Below are 18143 nucleotides of genomic sequence, written 5' to 3' on the forward strand. Positions count from 1 at the left end.
CCATGGCTCGCACCCCCTCCGCCGCGCAGGTCCTCGGCCACGTCGTCCTGGTGACGGGCAAGGAGGAATACCTCTCGGCGCGCACGGTCACCACGGTCCGTGACGCCGTCCGCGCCCACGACCCCGAGGCGGAGATGGCGGAGTCGGCGGCCGCCGACCTCACGCTCGCGTCGCTGGGCGAGATGGCGGCGCCGTCGCTGTTCTCCTCGATCCGGTGCGTCGTCGTGCGCGGCCTGGAGGACCTGCCCGACGAGTCGGTCGACGGCCTCCTGGCCTACTGCGCCGCCCCTGCCGACGACGTGGCGCTCGTGCTCGTGCACTCCGGCGGGCCGAAGGGCAGCGGCGTGCTCACCAAGCTGCGCAAGCTGTCGCCCGTCACCGAGGTGAAGTCCGAGGAGATCAGGGCCAGCGACATGCCGGGCTTCGTGACCTCCGAGGTCGCCTCCCACGGCGCCCGCATCGACCCCGACGCCGCGGCGTTCCTCGTGCAGGCCGTCGGCACCGACCTGCGCTCGCTGGCGGCCGCTGCCGACCAGCTCACCAACGACTTCCACGGCGAGCAGCTCACCGTCGACAAGGTCCAGCGCTACTTCGGCGGCCGGGCCGAGGCCAAGTCGTTCACCGTCGCCGACGCCGCGTTCGCCGGCCGGCGGGCGGCCGCCCTGGAGGAGCTGCGCTGGGCGCTCGACTCCGGCACGTCGCCGGTGCTGGTCACCTCCGCGATGGCGGCGTCCGCGCGCAGCCTGGCGCGCTACCTCGGCGCTCCTCGCGGAGCCCGCGACGGCGACCTGGCCCGTGACCTCGGCGTGCCGCCGTGGAAGGTGCGCACGGTGCGCGACCAGTCACGGTCGTGGAGCGCCGAGGGCATCGCGGCCGCGGTGCGCGCGGTCGCCCTGGCCGACGCCGACATCAAGGGCCGCGCCCACGACGCGTCCTACACGCTCGAGCGGCTGGTGCTCACCGTGGCGGGCCTGCGCGACGGGCGCTGACCCGCGCCCGCGTGACCACCGCGTACGCCCCCGAAATGCACGACACCCGCCACGAGGGCGGGTGTCGACGGTGAAAGCGGGACGTCAGAGCGACGCGGCCTTCTTGGCGATCGAGGACTTGCGGTTGGCGGCCTGGTTGGCGTGGATGACGCCCTTCGAGGCGGCCTTGTCGAGGGCCTTCATGGCGTCACGGCCCGCCGCGACGGCGGCGTCCTTGTCGCCGGCCTCGGACAGCTCGCGGAACTTGCGCACGGCAGTCTTCAGGCGAGACTTGACGGCCTGGTTGCGCTGGCGCGCCTTCTCGTTCTGCTTGTTGCGCTTGATCTGGGACTTGATGTTCGCCACGTGCGGATCCTCGAATGCTCGAACTGGTCAGGATGAGAAGTCTGGTGCTGTCGGCTGCCTGGCAACCCCGGACAGGGTCGGGCGCCGGACACGCAGTGGTGAACTCTACCGTCACCCTCCGTGGGCGCCCAAATCGCCTGCCGCGCCCCTGGCCGGTGCTCACCGGCCCGTGCGGCGCGCGACGGCCCCCAGCATGCGCTCCGACTCCCGGATGCGGAAATCGTTGAGCGTCGGCAGGTTGACGTCCACCGCGACGACCGACCGGGCGGCGAGGTGCGCGCCGAACCCGGCGAGGACCGCCGTGACGAGGTCGTCGCCGACCGCACACAGGGCGGGCGAGGCGAGGACGGAGGTGTCGAACCACGCCTCGTCGACGCGCTCGAGCCGGGCCAGGAGGGGGTCGGCCCAGGCGGGGCCGCGGGCCGCCGTGCCCCAGTCGACGAAGACGACCTCGCCACTGGGGCGGCGCAGCAGGTTGTCGACGCGGATGTCCCAGTGGACGACGTGCGGCATCGGAGCGGCGGCGTGGTGGCGGAGCACGTCGGCCCAGCCGTACGGGTCGCGGCGCAGCCAGTCCGGCACGGGGGCGGCGGCCGGGGCGTCGGCGAGCGAGGCGAGGGTGTCGGCCCACTTTCCGAGCGCCCGGCCGACGTCGACGAGGTCGACCGAGGCCGGCACGTCACGCTGCCGCAGCACCGCGCCCAGCCGGTCGACGCCCGTGAGGACCGCATCGAGCTCGGCAGGATCGCCGAAGTCGGGGTGGCGCCCCTCGACGTCCTCGACCAGCAGCGCCACCCACGCGCCGTCGTCGTACGACGCCAACAGTCGTGCCCAGAGCTCGTGCGCGCCGAGGTGGGCGAGCACCCCGGCCTCGCGGCGGAACAGGCCGGGGGTGTCGGGGTTGAGCTCCGCGCCGACGGCCTTGACGAACGCGCGGGTGCCGTCGGCGCAGGTCAGCCGGGTCGCGCAGCCCGGCGACATGCCGCCGACCTGCTCGGCGGTCGACACGACGGGGGAGCCGAGGGTGTCCTCGACCCAGGCACGGACCGCGGCGGGGACGGCGTCGTAGGCCAGGCGGACGCCGACGGCGCGCGGGGCGGTCACCACCAGCCCCGGCGCTCGCCGAGCCAGTCCCAGCACACCTCGCCCTGCCAGCGCTGGTGGTCGCGGATGTGCGGCGACGTCGGCGGCACCGGGAGCTCGCACTGGGTGAGGAAGTAGCCGACGTAGAGCGCGAGGGCGATGTCGATCGTCTCGGGGTCGACCTCGGCCAGCAGGCGACGCCCGGCGATGACCGGCTCGACGTCGATGCCCTCCCCGCGCGGGCCGATGAGGGCGGCGAGGGAGTCGAACCACGCCGCCCCGCGCACCGGCCAGTTCCAGTCGCAGACCAGCGCCCGGCCGTCGGCGTCGATGAGGACGTTGTCGGAGCGGATGTCGGTGTGGACCACGGTGTCGCCGCCGACCACCTCGGCGTAGCGGCGTGCGAGCGCCTCGGCCTCCTCCAGCCGGGCGGCGCCGAGGTCCGTACGCCGTTCGCGCAGCGTCGCCCATCCCTCGAGCAGCGGCGCGAAGTCGGACTCGGCCGGGTCGAGGTCGAGCCCCGCGGGCGGCGGGGTGAGCGCGTCGGCGACCTGCTCGAGCGCGTCGAGCACGGCGTCGAGCTCGTCGGCCCGCCACGGCCGCTCGGGCGTCCGGGCGGCGACGTACTCGATGCCGAGCACCACCCAGTCGTCGTCGAGGTGCCACAGCAGCCTCGGGGCCGGCACCTCCGGAGGCAGTGCGGCGAGCTTGCGCGCCTCCTCGCGGTAGGAGTCGGCGAACATCCGCTGGGCCTTCACCGAGGCCGCCTTCACGAAGTGGCGCGAGCCGTCCTCGCACACCAGCACGGACGCCAACCCGGGGGTGAACCCGCTGGTCTGCGAGATCGCCGACGCGACCGGTGAGCCGCACGTGCGCTCGATCCAGGCCCGCAGGCCGGGCGGGAGGAACGCCCACTCGAGGCGACGCGCGGTCCTGCCGTGCGGTGCGGGGTAGGGGGCGATCGAGGGGGAGCGGGCCATGGCGCCATCCTTGCCCACCCCGACGCGGACCACGACGGGATATCCGCTGGACAGGGCAGGCGGCGTGCGGACCAGACTGACGCCATGCCCGAGCTCGTGCTGCCGACCACCGCCGTCCGTGAGTCCTTCCTCGAGGCGATGGACGAGTTCGTCGCCGAGGGCGCCGAGGACAGCCAGACGGCGGCCTGGATCGCGCGCAACGCCCCGGGCTGGAGCGACCCCGACGTCTTCGCGGCCTTCGTCGAGGCGGTGCGTGCCGACGCCCTCGAGGAGACGCCGCGTCCGCGGGTGCACGTGCCGTGCACGACGCTGTGGTGGGTAGACGGCGAGCACTACCTCGGCCGGATCGCCGTGCGGCACCGGCTCAACGACTTCCTGCTCGAGGTGGGCGGGCACATCGGCTACGACGTGCGCCCCACCCGGCGGCGAGAGGGGCACGCGACGGCCATGCTGCGACGCGCCCTGCCGTGGGCGCGCGGGCTCGGCATCGACCCCGCGCTGGTCACCTGCGACACCGACAACATCGGCTCGATCGGGGTCATCGAGGCGGCCGGCGGCGTGCTGGAGGACGTGCGGGGGGACAAGCGGCGCTACTGGGTGGCGACGGGGCGGTAGCCCGGCGCGCAGCGGCCGGCTGCGGGCTCGCGCCCGCGCCGCGTCGCCGGTTCGGCGGCCCGCGGCGCGCGTGGAAGAATGAGCCGACCCAGCCGTCGTACCCCCGAAAGCAGTCCGTGAGCCTCACCAACGCGCCGCAGCCTGGCTCGACCGACCCGTCGATCATCCGCAACTTCTGCATCATCGCGCACATCGACCACGGCAAGTCGACCCTGGCCGACCGGATGCTGCAGCTCACCGGGGTCGTCGACGAGCGGGCGTCGCGTGCGCAGTACCTCGACCGGATGGACATCGAGCGCGAGCGCGGCATCACCATCAAGTCGCAGGCCGTGCGGATGCCGTGGACGGTGCCGGCGGGCAACGCCGAGGGCGCCGAGCCCGGCACCTACGTCCTCAACATGATCGACACCCCGGGCCACGTCGACTTCACCTACGAGGTCTCCCGCAGCCTCGAGGCCTGCGAGGCCGCCGTCCTGCTCGTCGACGCCGCACAGGGCATCGAGGCGCAGACCCTGGCCAACCTCTACCTCGCGATGGGCGCCGATCTCCACATCATCCCGGTGCTCAACAAGATCGACCTGCCGAGCGCCAACGTCGAGAAGTACGCCGCCGAGCTGGCCGGCCTGGTCGGCTGCGAGCCGGAGGAGGTGCTGCTCACCAGCGCCAAGACCGGCGTCGGCGTCGAGACGCTCCTCAACGAGATCGTGAAGCAGACCCCGGCGCCGGTGGGCGACGCGGACGCCCCGGCCCGTGCCCTGATCTTCGACTCCGTCTACGACACCTACCGCGGCGTGGTCACCTACGTGCGGGTCGTCGACGGCAAGCTCAGCCACCGCGACCGGATCAAGATGATGTCGACCAACGCGGTCCACGAGATGCTCGAGGTCGGCGTGATCAGCCCCGAGCCCGTCAAGGCCCGCGAGATCGGCGTCGGCGAGGTCGGCTACCTGATCACCGGTGTGAAGGACGTGCGCCAGTCGCGCGTCGGTGACACCGTCACCTCCCAGCACCACGGGGCCACCGAGTCGCTGGGCGGCTACAAGCACCCCAACCCGATGGTCTACGCCGGTCTCTACCCGATCGACGGCGACGACTACCCGACGCTGCGCGACGCCCTGGAGAAGCTCCAGCTCAACGACGCGGCGCTGACCTACGAGCCGGAGACCTCGGGCGCGCTGGGCTTCGGCTTCCGCTGCGGGTTCCTCGGTCTGCTCCACATGGAGATCACCCGCGACCGCCTCGAGCGCGAGTTCGACCTCGACCTCATCTCGACGGCTCCCAACGTGGTCTACGAGGTCGTCCTCGACGACGGCACCGAGGTCGAGGTGACCAACCCGAGCGAGTACCCCGACGGCAAGGTCGCCGAGGTGCGGGAGCCGGTCGTGAAGGCGACGATCCTCGCGCCGTCGGACTACATCGGCACGATCATGGAGCTGTGCCAGCTCAAGCGCGGCAACCTGCAGGGGATGGACTACCTCTCCGAGGACCGCGTCGAGATGCGCTACACCCTGCCGATGGGCGAGATCGTCTTCGACTTCTTCGACCAGCTCAAGTCGCGCACCAAGGGCTACGCGTCCCTCGACTACGAGCGCTCCGGCGAGCAGGCCGCCGACCTGGTCAAGGTCGACATCCTGCTCCAGGGCGAGCCCGTCGACGCGTTCAGCGCGATCGTGCACCGCGACGCTGCCTACTCCTACGGCGTGATGATGGCCGGCAAGCTCAAGGAGCTCATCCCGCGCCAGCAGTTCGAGGTGCCGATCCAGGCCGCCATCGGCGCCCGCGTCATCGCCCGCGAGACCATCCGCGCGATCCGCAAGGACGTGCTCGCCAAGTGCTACGGCGGCGACATCAGCCGCAAGCGCAAGCTGCTGGAGAAGCAGAAGGCGGGCAAGAAGCGGATGAAGAACATCGGGTCCGTGGAGGTGCCGCCGGAGGCGTTCGTCGCCGCGCTGTCCACCACGCAGCCCTCCGACAAGCCAGGCAAGAAGTAGGAGTCGAAGAGGGAGGACTCGACGTGGGATCCGTCGTCCGCAGCGAGGACGTGGCGCCGCAGCCGTGGGCCGCGGGCCGCAGCACCATCCGCGAGCTGGCACGCGGCGACGACGGAGCGTGGCGCATCGGGCTCGCCGAGGTCACCGCGGACGGCCCGGTCCCCACGTCGGCGGGCACGCTGCGCGTGCTCACCGTGGTCGACGGCCCGGTCCTCGACCTCGAGGTGGACGACGAGGCGCACGTCGTCGAGCCGCAACGCCCGTTCGCCCTCCCCGGCGACGCGGCCGCCGTGGCGTCGGTGCCCGAGGGAGCCGTACGCGCGCTCGACGTCGTCGTCGACCCCACCCTCGTGCGACCGTTCGTGACCGTGCTCGAGCTGGGCCGGTCCTCGGCGCTGCCGCTCGCGGCCGACCAGGCGGCGTACGTCGTCTCCGGCACCCGCGACGCGATCGCGACGGGCACGCTCGTGATCGGTCCCGGCGAGGTCACCGGACGCTGCACCGTCGCGGTCGTCACCCTCGAGCGCATCGGCTGAGCGGACCGCCGGGACCGGCTGGACGGACCGGGCCGGTCAGCGCGCCGGCCGCCAGCCGGGGTCGCGGCCCAGCCGCGCGAGCAGCCGGTCGGTGACCGAGGCGTCCGGGCCCACCTCGACCGCCGGGGCGCAGATCCCCTCGGAGTGCAGGGTGTCGCCCCAGCCGTCGGCGGTGGCGTGGAGCGCGGCGGCCTCCTCGTCGCTGACGGCCCACTCCTGGCCGGTGGCCCGGGCGACGTCCGAGCCGTGCACCACGAGGTCCCAGCCGTAGAAGTCGGCGATGGTGGCGGCGATGGTCGTGGGACCGAAGTAGCTGTCGTACTCGCGAGCCGCCACGCCGTCGGCGAGCACCGAGGTGACGTGCGCGCGCTGGCGTCGCCAGGCGGCGGCCGGGTCGGCGAGGTCGGGATCCGGGCCGGCGTCGAGGTCGCGCTGGCGCAGGAAGTCGCGCTGGGTCTCGATCACGTGCCCGACGACGTCGCGGGCGGTCCAGCCCTCGCACGGCGACGGCACGTCCCAGTCGCCGCCCGCGACCTCGACGGCGTCGAGGACCCGGGCGAACCGGTCGGCGCGCTGTTGGAACAGGGAGAGCTGGTGGGCGGGTGACGGGGTCGGTGAGGAGGTGGTGGTCTGGGTCATGCGCCCACTCTCGCCGCGGCGCTGTCGGTGCTGCTTGGAATAATCCGACAGATGAGCAGCCGGACGAGTGCGGGAGGTCCCCGGCCGGTGGACCCGATCGACCGGGCCCACCTGACGGGGGTGAGCCGGCCCTCGCCGCCGATCCACCGCTACGCCCCGAGCGAGCGCCTCGCCGACCTCGTCGACCGCCACTGGATCCCCGTCTGGTCGCTGCCCGAGCCGTCCACCCAGAGCACCCTCCAGCACCCCGTCTGCCTGGTGGTGGTGAGCAACACCTACGCCCGCTTCTACGGCGTCGCGCGCGGCCGGTCGAGCGTGACGCTCGAGGGCGACGGCTGGGCGGTCGGCACGATGCTCAGCCCCGCCGCCGGGCGGCTCGTGCTCGGGCGCTCGGTCGCCGAGGTCACCGACACGTGGATCGAGCTGCGCGGCCTGCTGCCCGACCCCGGCCTCGTCGACGAGGTGCGCGCGGCGATGGCCGCCGACCCCCACGGCCCGGCCGCCCACCTCGCGGCGATCGGGCACGTCGAGGGGTGGCTGGCCACCCACCTGCCCGTCGACGCCCCGGGCCTGCTGGTCAACCGGCTGGTGGCGTGGCTGGGCGAGCACCCGGAGGTGACCCGTGTCGACGAGCTCGCCCGGGCCGTGGGGCTGTCCGAGCGCAGCCTCCAGCGCCTGGTCGAGCAGCGCGTCGGGCTGAGCCCCAAGTGGCTGCTCCAGCGGCGCCGGCTGCACGGGGCCGTCGAGGCGCTCAAGGCCGGCGCCGGCACCCTCGCCGAGGTCGCGGCCGACCTGGGCTACGCCGACCAGGCGCACTTCACCCACGACTTCCGCACCGTCACCGGCATGACGCCGGGGGAGTACCTCCGCGACCAGCCGGCCCCGCCGTCAACCAACGGTTGACAGACCGCGTCCTCGCGGGCATGGTGCGGGCGTGCGCCCGCTCCCCGGACACCTGGCCGTCGCGCTCGCCGTCACGCTCGTCGTCGGCGGTGCCTCCGGTGGCGGCTGGCACTTCCTGGTGGGCGCCGTCCTCGCGCTGGCCCTCTGGATGATGCTCTTCCTCGGCTCCTACGGCCGTCCGCCCGGCGAGGGGACGGGGCGCGTGGAGCTGCGCCACTACGCCGTCTCGGCCGCCGTCGCCCTGGCGCTCGGCTACGCGATGTACCTGAGCGGCGACGGCAACGCGGCGTTCTGGTCGGTCGGGTTCGTCTTCGCCGGCGTGCTGACGCCCGCCGCCACCCGCGCCCGGGAGGCGTCGACCGGGGACGGCGCCGACACGATCTGAAGGAGCTCGGAAGGTGGAAACCCCCGGGTTGAGCGGGGATGTCCCCGCTCAACGGCCCGGATCCGGGTGTCCTAGCGGGGACGGGACGTGTCTAGTTGTGATGTTCAGGAACGTTGGTCGAGATCGTGTGACGACACGCCCGCGTCGCCTACGTCGAGGCTCACGACGACGAGACGAAAGAGACCGCAGCCGCAGTGCTGCGCAACGCGGTGGCGTGGTTCGCCGGGCGCGGCGTCACCGTCCGCGAGTCCTGACCGACAACGGCGGCTGCCACCGCTCGCACCTGTGGCGCGACACCTGTGCCGAGCTTGCCATCACCCGCAGCGCACTCGGCCCTACCGCCCGCAGACCGACGGCAAGATCGAACGCTTCCACGTGTACACCGACCACCGGCCCCACTCGGCCACCGGCAAGCAATCACCCATCACCAAGTCGGACAACCTCGCTGGGCCTCACACCTAGCGCTCCTGGTCGGGGAAGCCGCCGGACCTGAGCAGGGCGCCGGGCAGACGCTTGTGCAGCCGCTCCTCCAGCCAGGCCGTCGTCGCGGTGGTGGCGGCCAGGTCGATGCCGGTGGCCACGCCCATCCGGTCGAGGAGGTAGACGAGGTCCTCGGTGGCGACGTTGCCCGTCGCGTCGGGGGCGAAGGGACACCCGCCCGTGCCGCCGATGCTGGCGTCGAGGGTGGTGACGCCGGCGGTGAGCCCGGCCACGGCGTTGGCCACTCCGGTGTGGCGGGTGTCGTGCAGGTGCAGGCGCAGCGACACCCCCGGACCGGCGACCTCGGCGGCCAGGGCCACCCGGGCCGAGACGTCGCTGGGCACCGCCACCCCGATCGTGTCGGCCAGCGCCAGCTCGTCGGGGCCCGCGTCGGCGACGCGGCGCACCACCTCGCGCAGCCTGCCCTCAGCGACCTCCCCCTCGAACGGGCACCCGAACGCCGCGCCGATCGTGACCGTCGTGAGGACGCCCGCGTCGCGGGCCCGCGCCACGATGGTGGCCGCCTGCTCGCACGCCTCGGCCGTGCCGACGCCCTGGTTGCGCCGGCAGAACGTGTCGGTCGCCACGACCACCACGTCGACCTCGTCGACTCCGGCGGCGAGGGCACGGTCGAGGCCGCGCTCGTTCATCACCAGCCCGGCATAGCTGACGCCGTCGGGGCGAGGCAGGGCGGCCATCACCTCGTCGGCGTCGGCCATCTGCGGCACGCGGGCGGGGTTGACGAAGCTGGTGACCTCGATGCGCCTCGACCCGGCGCGCACGGCGCGCTCGACGAGCTCGACCTTGTCGTCGGTGGAGAGGATCGTCTCCTCGTTCTGGAGCCCGTCGCGCGGTGCCACCTCGAGGACGGTGACCGAGCCGGGGGCGCTCACGCGGGCGCTCCCGGGGCGGGGCGGTCGGCGAGGTAGGCGAGCGCCGTCGCCTCGTCGACCACCTCGGCGTACTTGGTGGACAGGTCGTGCAGGTTGGCGTGGTGAGGCCCGGGCTCGCGGTCGCCGACCGCGTCGGCCACCACCAGCGGCACGAAGCCGTGCTGGACCGCGTCGACGGCGCTGGCCCGGATGCAGCCGCTGGTGCTGACCCCGACCACGACGACGGTGTCGACGCCCCAGGCGTGCAGGGTCGAGGCGAGCGTGGTGCCGAAGAACGCGCTCGCGTACTGCTTGACCACCACCAGCTCGTCGTCCGAGGGCGCCACCTGCGGCACCAGCTCGCCCATGGGTCCGTCGCCGACCAGGTCGCGCAGCGCGGGCACCTTGCGGAAGAACACGCCCCCGTCGGCGCCGCCGGCGGCGTAGCGGACCCGGGTGTGCACCACGGGCACCCCCTGCTGCCGGGCGCACGCCAGCACCCGCGCGGCGGAGTCCAGGCACGCGTCCGACGGCAGGCACAGTGCGCTGGCGGGGTCGAAGTAGGCGCGCATCATGTCGACCGCGAGCACCGCCGGGACCGCGCCGGGACGCAGCGAGCCCCCGAAGGGCTGCGGCGTCCCGGCATCGGAGGGCTGGTCGCCCACGGGCGTCACCGGGGGACCGGGGGACGCGGGGCGGGCAGCCCGGTCTCCTCGAGCGCCCGCTCGAGGATCGTCTCCATCGGCGGTCCCATGTCGAAGGTCGGCAGCGGGCTGGGGCGCCCGGCGCCCAGCTCGGCGCGCAGCGACTCGGTGGCGGGGGCGTCCACCGTGCCCGACTCGTCGCACACCACGCCGTAGCGGCGCGCGCCCTCGGCGCTGACCAGGCCGCGGGTGACCTCCAGCCCGACCAGCGCGGGGTCGCGGGCGAGCGGGTCTCCCCAGCCGCCGCCGCCCCAGGTGACGAAGTGCAGCAGGTCGCCCGGCGCGACGGGGACGTCGTGGACCTTGCTGGGCAGCACCTCGGTGGTGCCGTCGGCGCGCACGAGCCACTTGCGCCCACGCGCGCCGGGCTCGCCGCCGTTGACGCCCCACGGGTAGGTCAGCCACCGGTCGTCGTGGATCGCGATGGTGCCGCCCTCGAGGAAGCGGTAGGTGACGTCGACGCCGTTGCCGCCGCGGTGCAGCCCGGCCCCACCGGTGTCGGTGACGGTCTCCCAGCGTTCGATCCGCAGCGGGTAGTAGGACTCGAGGTACTCACACGGGATGTTGACGAACGACGGCCACAGCGAGTGGCCGTCCGGGCCGTCGCCGATCGGCCGGCCCGGGATGCCGCCGAAGCCGATGGAGTAGAGCTGGAACCACTCGCCCTTGCGGTCGCCCTCGCCGTAGGTGCCGGAGTACATGAAGTGGGGGGAGGAGGAGAACCCGGCGGCGTTGAGCAGGTCGGGGTTGGTCTGCCCGAGCAGGCCGCCGAAGAGGTCGAAGACCCGTCCGATGCCGTGGTTGCGGGCGTTGAGGGCGGCGGGGTACTGCGGCTTCCAGAACGAGTCGTCGGGGATCTCGACGTCGACGAGTGGGTAGAAGCCGTCGTTCCAGAGGATCTGCGGGTCGGCGACGGTGATCATGTAGATCCCGAAGAACATCCGCACCAGGTTCTCGTTGATGTAGTAGTTGATCGGGCCCTGGGCCTGCGGGCTGCTGCCGGTGAAGTCGAGCAGCACCTTGTCGCCGGTGCGGGTCAGGCTGAGCCGGAGCTCGTAGGGGCCGTAGCCGAGGCCGTCGTCGCAGATGTAGTCGGTGAACGACAGCGTCCGGCCCTCCTCGAACACCATCGCCAGCAGCGTCTTCATGGCGCGGTAGTTGCGCTCCAGCAGCGCGTCGAGCGCGGAGCTGTAGGTGTCGACGCCGAAGCGGGCGCACAGCTCCTGCACCCGACGGGCGGCCGTGCGGCAGGCCGCCACGATGCCGTTGAGGTCGGCGCGGTTCCAGTCGGGCTTGCGCACCTGGTTGAGGATGATCCGGAGCGCGTCCTCGTCGAGGACGCCCTTCTTGTAGAGGCGGAAGGGCGGGATGACGACGCCCTCCTCGAAGATGGTGCGGGCGTCGGTCGGCATCGAGGCCGGGGTCTTGCCCCCGACGTCGGACATGTGGCCGAACATCGACGTCCACCCGACGATGCGGCCGTCGAAGAACACCGGGATGACCACCAGCCAGTCGTTGGCGTGGCTGATCGCGGCCCCGCACGAGTAGGGGTCGGAGGTGAGCAGGACGTCGCCCTCCTCGATCGTGCCGTCGAAGTTGTCGAGGAAGTCGGGGATGGACAGCCCGAACTGGCCGACCATCATCTTCCCGTCGCGGTTGGCGATGAGGGGGAACTCGTCGTGCTGCTCGCGGATGCCGGGGGAGAGGGCGGTGCGGAAGAGCACCTCGTCCATCTCGTAGCGCGCGTTGCGCAGGGCGTTCTCGACGAGGTCGAGGGTGACCAGGTCGACGTCGACCTGCTGCAGGGGGGAGGTGTTGGTCTCGATGAGGTGTGCCACGGCTCAGCCCTCCTGGGCCTGGTCGACGGGTCGGATGAGGAGGCTGCCACTGGGATGCACGGTGGCGGCGTGGTCGCGCAGCACGAGGGTGGTGGAGTCCATCTCGGTGATCACCGCGGGGCCGACGACGACGTTGCCGGCCCGCAGCAGCGAGCGGTCGTAGACGTCGGCATCGACCATCGCGCCGTCCGACCAGATCCGGTGCTGCTGCACCCGCGCCGCCGAGGGGTCGTCGCCGCCCTCGGCCAGCACGACGGCGCCGACGTCGGGGCGGGGGGCGTCCGCGGTGGCCCTGAGGGTGACCAGCTCGTGCTCGGTGTCGAGCACGAAGGAGAAGAGCCGGTCGTGCTCGGTGTCGAACGCCTTGCCGAGCGCCTCGAGCCCACCCCCGCGGCCGTCGAAGCCGTCGATGTCGACGGTGACGGGGATCTCGAAGCCCTGCCCGTGGTAGCGCAGGTCGGCCGCGTAGGTGACCCGCAGCTGGTGGTCAGGGACGCCCTCGGCGCTCAGCGTCGCCCGGGCCGCGGTGGCGAGGTCGTCGAGGATGGTGCGCAGGGCGCCGTCGGTGAGGTCGCCGAAGCGGCGGACCAGGGTGCGGACCGACTCGTCGCGCAGGCTGGTGGTGGCGTCGCCGTAGGCGCAGAGCACGCCCGGGGACGGCGGGATGATCACGGGCCAGGAGCCGGTGAGCCGACCGAGGGCGTTGGCGTGCAGCGGGCCCGCGCCGCCGAAGGCGACGAGTGCGAAGTCGCGGGGGTCGTAGCCCTGCTGGACCGACACCAGCCGCAGCGCACCGAACATGTTCTCGTTGACGATGTCGATGATCCCGGCCGCCGCGGCCTCCACCGAGTCCAGTCCGGTCGCGTCGGCGATCGTCTGCACCGCGGTCCTGGCGGCGTGGGGGTCGAGGGTGACCTCGCCGCCCGCGAGCGCGGTGGGCAGGTGGCCGAGCACGACGTTGGCGTCGGTCACGGTGGGCTCGACGCCCCCGGCGCCGTACGCAGCGGGCCCGGGCGCGGCGCCCGCCGACTGCGGGCCGACCCGCAGCGCCTGGGTCAGCGCCGGCACGTGGGCGACGGAGCCGCCGCCGGCCCCCACCGTGCGGACGTCGACCGAGGTCGCGCGCACCTTGAGGTCACCGACGGTGGTCTCGCGGCCGACGCGGGGCGTGAGGTCCTCGACCAGGGCCACGTCGGTCGAGGTGCCGCCCATGTCGAAGGTGAGGAAGTCGCGGTGGCCCGTCTGCGCGGCCACCCAGGCGGCGCCGGTGACCCCTCCGGCGGGGCCGGACAGGAGCAGGTTGACGGGGTTGTCGGCGGCCACGCCCGCCGAGACCAGACCGCCGTCGCTGCGCAGGATCGACAGCGAGCCGTCGACCCCGGAGTCCTGCAGCTGGCCAGCCAGGTTGGCGACGTACCTCTTGACGTGCGGCTGCACGGCCGCGTTGGCGACGGTCGTGATCGTGCGCTCGTACTCCCGCAGCTCGGGCAGCACCTCCGACGACAGCGACACGGCGATGTCGGGCAGCTCCTCGGCGGCGATCTCGCCCACCCGCTGCTCGTGAGCGGGGTTGGCGTAGGAGTTGATCAGGCAGATGCTCAGCGCCTCGATGCCACGCCCGGCCAGCCTGCGGAGCTGGGCGCGGACGTCGTCCTCGTCGAGCTCGGTCACGACGCTGCCGTCGCTCGCGATGCGACCGCGCACCTCGACGGTGTCCTCGAGGGCCGCGAGGGGCTCGGGCTTGGGCCAGATGATCCAGCCGGCCAGCCCGCCCGGGACGAACGACCGTCCGATCTGCAGCACCTGGCGGAAGCCGTGGGTGGTCACCAGGCCGACCCGCGCGCCCTTGCCCTCCAGGATCGCGTTGGTGGCGACCGTCGTGCCGTGGAAGACGTCGCCGACGACGCCGCGGTCGATCCCGGCCGCGGCGCACGCCTGGTCGATGCCGCGCAGCACGCCCACCGACTGGTCCTCGGGTGTGGAGGAGGTCTTCGCGCGGAAGGTCGCGCCGGAGTCCTCGTCGATGAGCAGGATGTCGGTGAACGTGCCGCCCACGTCGACTCCGAGCCGATAGGTCATGGGTGCTCTCCTTGGTGGTCGGTGCCGGGGTCGGGGGAGTGGGGTCGGAGGGAGTGGTGCGGATCAGATGACGCCCGCGGCGCGCAGGGACGAGAGCTCGTCGTCGCTGATGCCGAGCAGGCCGCGGTAGACGGCGTCGTTGTGCTCGCCCAGGGCCGGTCCGACGTGCCGGACGGACCCGGGGGTCTCCGAGAGCCTGGGGGCGACGTTGTGCATGGCGAACTCGCCCAGGTCGGGGTGCGCGAGCCGCACGATCGCCTCGCGGGCGGCGAAGTGCTCGTCGGCCAGCATGTCCTTGGCGCGGAAGATCCGGCCCGCCGGGACACCGCCGGCGTGCAGCCGCTCGAGCAGGTCGTCGGCCGCGATCGTGCTGCTCCACTGGGCGATCAGGCCGTCGAGCTCGTCCATGTGCCGGCCGCGGGCGCCGTGAGTCGCGTAGCGCTCGTCGCTGGCGAGCCCGGGCTGCCCCATCACCTCGGCGAGGCGACGGAAGACCGTGTCCTGGTTGGCCGCGATGAGCACCATCTCGCCGTCGGCGGTGGGGTAGACGTTGCTCGGCGACACGTTGGGCAGCGTCGTGCCGGTCCGCTCGCGCTGGTAGCCCGCCACCTGCCACTCCGGCACGAGCGACTCCATCATCGCCAGCACCGCCTCGTAGATGGCGGAGTCGACCACCTGGCCCCGGCCCGTACGCCCGCGCTGGTGCAGGGCGACGAGGGTGCCCAGGCAGGCGAAGGTGGCGGCGAGGGAGTCGCCGAGGGAGACCCCGGCGCGGGCCGGGGGGCGGTCGGGGTCGCCGGTGACGTAGCGGATGCCGCCCATCGCCTCGCCGATCGAGCCGTAGCCGGCGCGCGCGGCGTAGGGGCCGGTCTGGCCGAAGCCGGTGACCCGGGTGACGACCAGGCCGGGGTTGGTCTCCCACAGCGTCTCGGGGGCCAGCCCCCAGCGCTCGAGGGTGCCCGGGCGGAAGTTCTCGATGAGCACGTCGGCCCTGTCCACCAGGCGCCGCGCGAGGTCCTGGCCGCGCTCGGTGCGCAGGTCGGCGGTCACCGACTGCTTGTTGCGGGCCACGACCGGCCACCACAGCGACTGGCCGTAGGGCTTCTCCCGGCCCCACTGGCGCATGGGGTCGCCGTGGGCGGGGTCCTCCACCTTGATCACCTCGGCACCGAAGTCGCCGAGCAGCTGGCCGCAGAAGGGCCCGGCCAGCAGCTGACCGAGCTCCACCACGCGCAGGTCGTCGAGGGGGAGGGGGCGTGGATCCGGCACAGCGGAGCCTTTCGTATGCAAACGCGGCGCCGAGTGTGAGGTAGATCATACGGCGATGACGCGACGCTAGCGGTGTGTCCGGCGACCCGTCAACGGCCGTGCAGAAAGTTGCATACAATCGTCCCCCGCGAGCGGCGCTGCTAGGGTTCGCGACCATGACCCTCGACGCGGGCGCGGACGCCGGCAAGGCCGCCGAGGTCACCTACCTGACCATCCGCCGCCAGATCCTCAGCGGCGAGCGGGCCGGCGGCGAGTGGCTGCGCGAGGGCGACCTCGCCGCGGTGATCGGCGTGAGCCGTACGCCGGTGCGCGAGGCGCTGCGCCGGCTGGCCGCGGAGGGCCTGGTCAGGCACGAGCCCAATCGCGGGGTGCAGGTCGAGGACTGGGGCGTGGGCGACCTCGACGAGATCTTCAGCCTCCGCTCGCAGCTCGAGCCGTGGGGGTGCGGCCTCGCCGCGACCACCGGCGGTGCCGACCTCGAGCTGCTCGCCGGGCTCGCCGACGGCATGGACCGCGAGGCCCGGCGCGTGCCGCCCGACCTCGACGCCATCACCGAGCTCAACAACCGCTTCCACCGCGCGATCCTGGAGGCCTCGGGCAACACCCGCCTGGTCGGGCTGGTGTCGTCGGTGGTGGAGGTGCCCCTGGTGTGGCGCACGTTCTCGCACTACTCGGCCGAGGCGATGCAGCGCAGCCTGGCCCACCACCACGAGATCGTGCATGCCCTGCGGGCGGGCGACGCCGTGTGGGCGGAGTCGGTCATGCGCGCCCACGTCCGCGCGGCCTGGGTGACCCTGCGCGAGGAGCGCGGCGGCGAGCCCTCGCTCGACCAGCCCGCTCGCCCCTAGCCCTCGCCGCAGGCCGCCGGTCCGGGTCGCGCGCTCACACGGACTCGCGCGTGATCCCCACCTCGGTCACCGTGATGCCGAGCGCGGTCTCGAGCGCCGCCACCGGCTGCTCGAGCTCCGCGCGGCGTGGACGACGGGTGCGGGCGAACCACGTCACCTCCATCGGCCGGCGTCGTGCCGTCCCGCCGGCACGCCAGTGGCCGGTGATCCGGCCGTCGACGAGCAGCGGCGGCAGCAGCATGCCGTTGGACTCGCTCCACAGCCGCCTGTGGTGCTCCGGGGTCACGAACCGGTCCCGCGCCTTGGAGTCGTAGCCGCAGAGCAGCGCGTCGAACTCCGGCAGCAGGCGCACCCCGGGGAGGTCGCGCGGGGGCGGCGCGTGCGGCAGGTCGACGTACGCCCGCCCGCCGGGTCCCTCGTGCTCGACCACCTCGAGCCCGGCGATGCCCTCCTCGACCGCCCTGAGCGGCAGCCCGGCCGACCAGCCGACGTCCTGGCGCGACGCGGGGCCGTGCGCGCGCAGGTGCAGTGCGACGACGTCGGCCAGCGTGGCCGGGCCCGTGGGGTGGAAGGTGCCGTAGACCGGCGTGCCCTGGCCCTCCCACCGGTCGCGCGAGGCCGGTCGCCGCACGAGGCCGCCATGGGCGAGCGCCACGTGGCGGGCGGGGCCGTCGTCGACCACGCCCGCCGACGCGGGGGCGTGCTCGTCGAGCCAGCGACGCGCGTGCTCGCGCAGGTCGTCGGGGCTGCGCCACTCCCGGGCGTGGTCCTCGACCGACGCCCACAGGTCGGCGATCTGCTCGTCGGTGATGCCGAGCATCCGGGCCCAGCGCTGGTGCTGCCCGACGCGGGTCGCCTCGGCGAGCACGGTGTGGGTCTCCGGCGTCGCGGTGTGGACGGTGCCGCGGATCGTGCTGCCGCGGACGATCTCGCCACGGTCGTACGCCTCGCTGATCGCCGCGTGGCGCACGCCGGGGAAGCGCGCCCCGAGGCCGATGAACGCCGACCGCGCGGTCTGGGTCTGCATGGCGCCGATGGCGCGCACCTGCTCCGCGACCGTGCCGGGGTCGTCGGGGAACTGACGCGCGAGCGCGGCTGCCGCGAGGTCGTCCCAGCCGAGCGCCACCTCAGCCGCGCATCGGACCGCCGGGGCGGCCGTAGGACTCGGCGACGACCTCCGCGACCACCGAGAGCGCGATCTCGCCCGGCCCCTTGCCGCCGAGGTCGTGGCCGGCCGGCACGTGGAGGGCCGACGTGTCGACGCCCTCCGCGGCGAGCTCGTCGAGCAGGCCGGCGGCGCGGGCGCGGCTGGCCATCATCGCCACGTAGGAGGCGTCCGAGGCCAGTGCCGCGCGCAGCACCGCGGGGGCGTCGGGGGCGTCGTGGTCGCAGAGCACCACGGCGTCGCCGGGCTGCGGGTCGAGCCCCGGACCGCCGTCGTCCATGGCCTCCACCACGACGTTGCGACCGGCCGCGGAGGCGATGGCGGCGATGGCGCGGGAGATGGGGTTGTCGGTCAGGACCAGGATGCGGCCGTGCTCGGCCCTGTCGTCGGACCACGGCTGCTGGCGCTCACCCATGCGGGCC

18 protein-coding genes and 1 pseudogene are annotated in these 18143 nt (G+C 73.5%); 8 read left to right on the plus strand and 11 right to left on the minus strand.

Translation table 11 applies throughout. The annotated features are described in order from the left end of the window. Positions 1-2: 2 nt before the first annotated feature. Positions 3-989, plus strand: coding sequence for a DNA polymerase III subunit delta (gene holA, locus AC3X7Z_RS16910; protein ID WP_489976663.1), 987 nt, complete (start codon positions 3-5; stop codon positions 987-989). 84 nt (positions 990-1073) lie between these two features. Here holA and rpsT read toward each other — a convergent pair whose 3' ends face one another. The 3 genes from rpsT to AC3X7Z_RS16925 form a co-directional block, all read right to left on the minus strand. After that, positions 1074-1334, minus strand: coding sequence for a 30S ribosomal protein S20 (gene rpsT, locus AC3X7Z_RS16915; RefSeq protein WP_186341704.1), 261 nt, complete (start codon positions 1332-1334; stop codon positions 1074-1076). Positions 1335-1493: 159 nt separating this feature from the next. Beyond that, positions 1494-2438, minus strand: coding sequence for an aminoglycoside phosphotransferase family protein (locus AC3X7Z_RS16920; protein WP_489976664.1), 945 nt, complete (start codon positions 2436-2438; stop codon positions 1494-1496). Next, complete coding sequence (locus AC3X7Z_RS16925; RefSeq protein ID WP_489976665.1) at positions 2435-3397, minus strand: phosphotransferase family protein; 963 nt, start codon at positions 3395-3397, stop codon at positions 2435-2437. Before AC3X7Z_RS16925 ends, AC3X7Z_RS16920 begins: the two co-directional genes overlap by 4 nt. Before the next feature lie 84 nt (positions 3398-3481). On the opposite strand from AC3X7Z_RS16925, the gene AC3X7Z_RS16930 reads away from it, so the two are divergent. The 3 genes from AC3X7Z_RS16930 to AC3X7Z_RS16940 all read left to right on the plus strand — a co-directional run bounded on the left by AC3X7Z_RS16930 (position 3482) and on the right by AC3X7Z_RS16940 (position 6539). Next, a complete protein-coding gene (locus AC3X7Z_RS16930) occupies positions 3482-4012 on the plus strand; it encodes a GNAT family N-acetyltransferase (RefSeq protein WP_489976666.1) in 531 nt (176 codons plus the stop codon). Between the two features lie 116 nt (positions 4013-4128). Beyond that, positions 4129-6003 carry a translation elongation factor 4 gene (lepA, locus tag AC3X7Z_RS16935; protein ID WP_186341708.1) on the plus strand — a complete coding sequence of 625 codons (1875 nt, stop codon included), beginning with the start codon at positions 4129-4131 and terminating at the stop codon, positions 6001-6003. A 23-nt stretch (positions 6004-6026) separates the two neighbouring features. Further along, positions 6027-6539 carry a HutD family protein gene (locus tag AC3X7Z_RS16940; protein ID WP_186341709.1) on the plus strand — a complete coding sequence of 171 codons (513 nt, stop codon included), beginning with the start codon at positions 6027-6029 and terminating at the stop codon, positions 6537-6539. Between the two features lie 36 nt (positions 6540-6575). On the opposite strand, the gene AC3X7Z_RS16945 is transcribed toward AC3X7Z_RS16940, so the two are convergent. Then, positions 6576-7178: a TIGR03086 family metal-binding protein gene (locus AC3X7Z_RS16945; RefSeq protein ID WP_489976667.1), complete on the minus strand. Its 603-nt coding sequence runs from the start codon at positions 7176-7178 to the stop codon at positions 6576-6578. Between the two features lie 51 nt (positions 7179-7229). Between AC3X7Z_RS16945 and AC3X7Z_RS16950 the strand changes: the two genes are divergently transcribed. The 3 genes and pseudogenes from AC3X7Z_RS16950 to AC3X7Z_RS16960 all read left to right on the plus strand — a co-directional run. Then, positions 7230-8081: a helix-turn-helix domain-containing protein gene (locus AC3X7Z_RS16950; protein ID WP_186341711.1), complete on the plus strand. Its 852-nt coding sequence runs from the start codon at positions 7230-7232 to the stop codon at positions 8079-8081. A 31-nt stretch (positions 8082-8112) separates the two neighbouring features. Beyond that, positions 8113-8466, plus strand: a complete 354-nt coding sequence (locus AC3X7Z_RS16955) for a hypothetical protein (RefSeq protein ID WP_489976668.1) — start codon at positions 8113-8115, stop codon at positions 8464-8466. Positions 8467-8600: 134 nt separating this feature from the next. Beyond that, positions 8601-8928, plus strand: a pseudogene (locus AC3X7Z_RS16960) (DDE-type integrase/transposase/recombinase); the annotation flags it as partial. On the opposite strand, the gene AC3X7Z_RS16965 reads toward AC3X7Z_RS16960, so the two are convergent. From AC3X7Z_RS16965 to AC3X7Z_RS16985, 5 genes are all read right to left on the minus strand, one after another. After that, positions 8925-9839: a hydroxymethylglutaryl-CoA lyase gene (locus AC3X7Z_RS16965; protein ID WP_489976669.1), complete on the minus strand. Its 915-nt coding sequence runs from the start codon at positions 9837-9839 to the stop codon at positions 8925-8927. The pseudogene AC3X7Z_RS16960 and the gene AC3X7Z_RS16965 sit on opposite strands and share 4 nt — an antisense overlap. Continuing rightward, a complete protein-coding gene (locus AC3X7Z_RS16970) occupies positions 9836-10483 on the minus strand; it encodes an isochorismatase family protein (protein ID WP_489976670.1) in 648 nt (215 codons plus the stop codon). Before AC3X7Z_RS16970 ends, AC3X7Z_RS16965 begins: the two co-directional genes overlap by 4 nt. A gap of 5 nt (positions 10484-10488) precedes the next feature. Then, on the minus strand, positions 10489-12360 hold the full coding sequence (locus AC3X7Z_RS16975) for a hydantoinase B/oxoprolinase family protein (protein ID WP_186341715.1): 1872 nt from the start codon (positions 12358-12360) through the stop codon (positions 10489-10491). Positions 12361-12363: 3 nt separating this feature from the next. Next, positions 12364-14439, minus strand: coding sequence for a hydantoinase/oxoprolinase family protein (locus AC3X7Z_RS16980; protein ID WP_489976671.1), 2076 nt, complete (start codon positions 14437-14439; stop codon positions 12364-12366). 63 nt (positions 14440-14502) lie between these two features. Beyond that, positions 14503-15708 carry a CaiB/BaiF CoA transferase family protein gene (locus AC3X7Z_RS16985; protein WP_489976672.1) on the minus strand — a complete coding sequence of 402 codons (1206 nt, stop codon included), beginning with the start codon at positions 15706-15708 and terminating at the stop codon, positions 14503-14505. A gap of 155 nt (positions 15709-15863) precedes the next feature. On the opposite strand from AC3X7Z_RS16985, the gene AC3X7Z_RS16990 reads away from it, so the two are divergent. Beyond that, positions 15864-16556: a GntR family transcriptional regulator gene (locus AC3X7Z_RS16990; RefSeq protein ID WP_186341717.1), complete on the plus strand. Its 693-nt coding sequence runs from the start codon at positions 15864-15866 to the stop codon at positions 16554-16556. 34 nt (positions 16557-16590) lie between these two features. On the opposite strand, the gene AC3X7Z_RS16995 is transcribed toward AC3X7Z_RS16990, so the two are convergent. Continuing rightward, entirely contained in the window at positions 16591-17682 is a 1092-nt protein-coding gene (locus AC3X7Z_RS16995; protein ID WP_489976673.1) for a winged helix DNA-binding domain-containing protein, read from the minus strand. Position 17683: 1 nt separating this feature from the next. Continuing rightward, positions 17684-18136, minus strand: a complete 453-nt coding sequence (locus AC3X7Z_RS17000) for an XdhC family protein (protein ID WP_186341719.1) — start codon at positions 18134-18136, stop codon at positions 17684-17686. Positions 18137-18143 lie beyond the last annotated feature (7 nt).

The organism is Nocardioides sp. Z24_21, from assembly GCF_058134345.1.

Bases quoted from the DNA above. Each gene is read 5' to 3' on its own strand.
- holA (WP_489976663.1), top strand. From the start codon at position 3: ATGGCTCGCACCCCCTCCGCCGCGCAGGTCCTCGGCCACGTCGTCCTG.
- AC3X7Z_RS16925 (WP_489976665.1), bottom strand. From the start codon at position 3,397: ATGGCCCGCTCCCCCTCGATCGCCCCCTACCCCGCACCGCACGGCAGG.
- AC3X7Z_RS16930 (WP_489976666.1), top strand. From the start codon at position 3,482: ATGCCCGAGCTCGTGCTGCCGACCACCGCCGTCCGTGAGTCCTTCCTC.
- AC3X7Z_RS16945 (WP_489976667.1), bottom strand. From the start codon at position 7,178: ATGACCCAGACCACCACCTCCTCACCGACCCCGTCACCCGCCCACCAG.
- AC3X7Z_RS16950 (WP_186341711.1), top strand. From the start codon at position 7,230: ATGAGCAGCCGGACGAGTGCGGGAGGTCCCCGGCCGGTGGACCCGATC.
- AC3X7Z_RS16980 (WP_489976671.1), bottom strand. From the start codon at position 14,439: ATGACCTATCGGCTCGGAGTCGACGTGGGCGGCACGTTCACCGACATC.
- AC3X7Z_RS16990 (WP_186341717.1), top strand. From the start codon at position 15,864: ATGACCCTCGACGCGGGCGCGGACGCCGGCAAGGCCGCCGAGGTCACC.
- AC3X7Z_RS17000 (WP_186341719.1), bottom strand. From the start codon at position 18,136: ATGGGTGAGCGCCAGCAGCCGTGGTCCGACGACAGGGCCGAGCACGGC.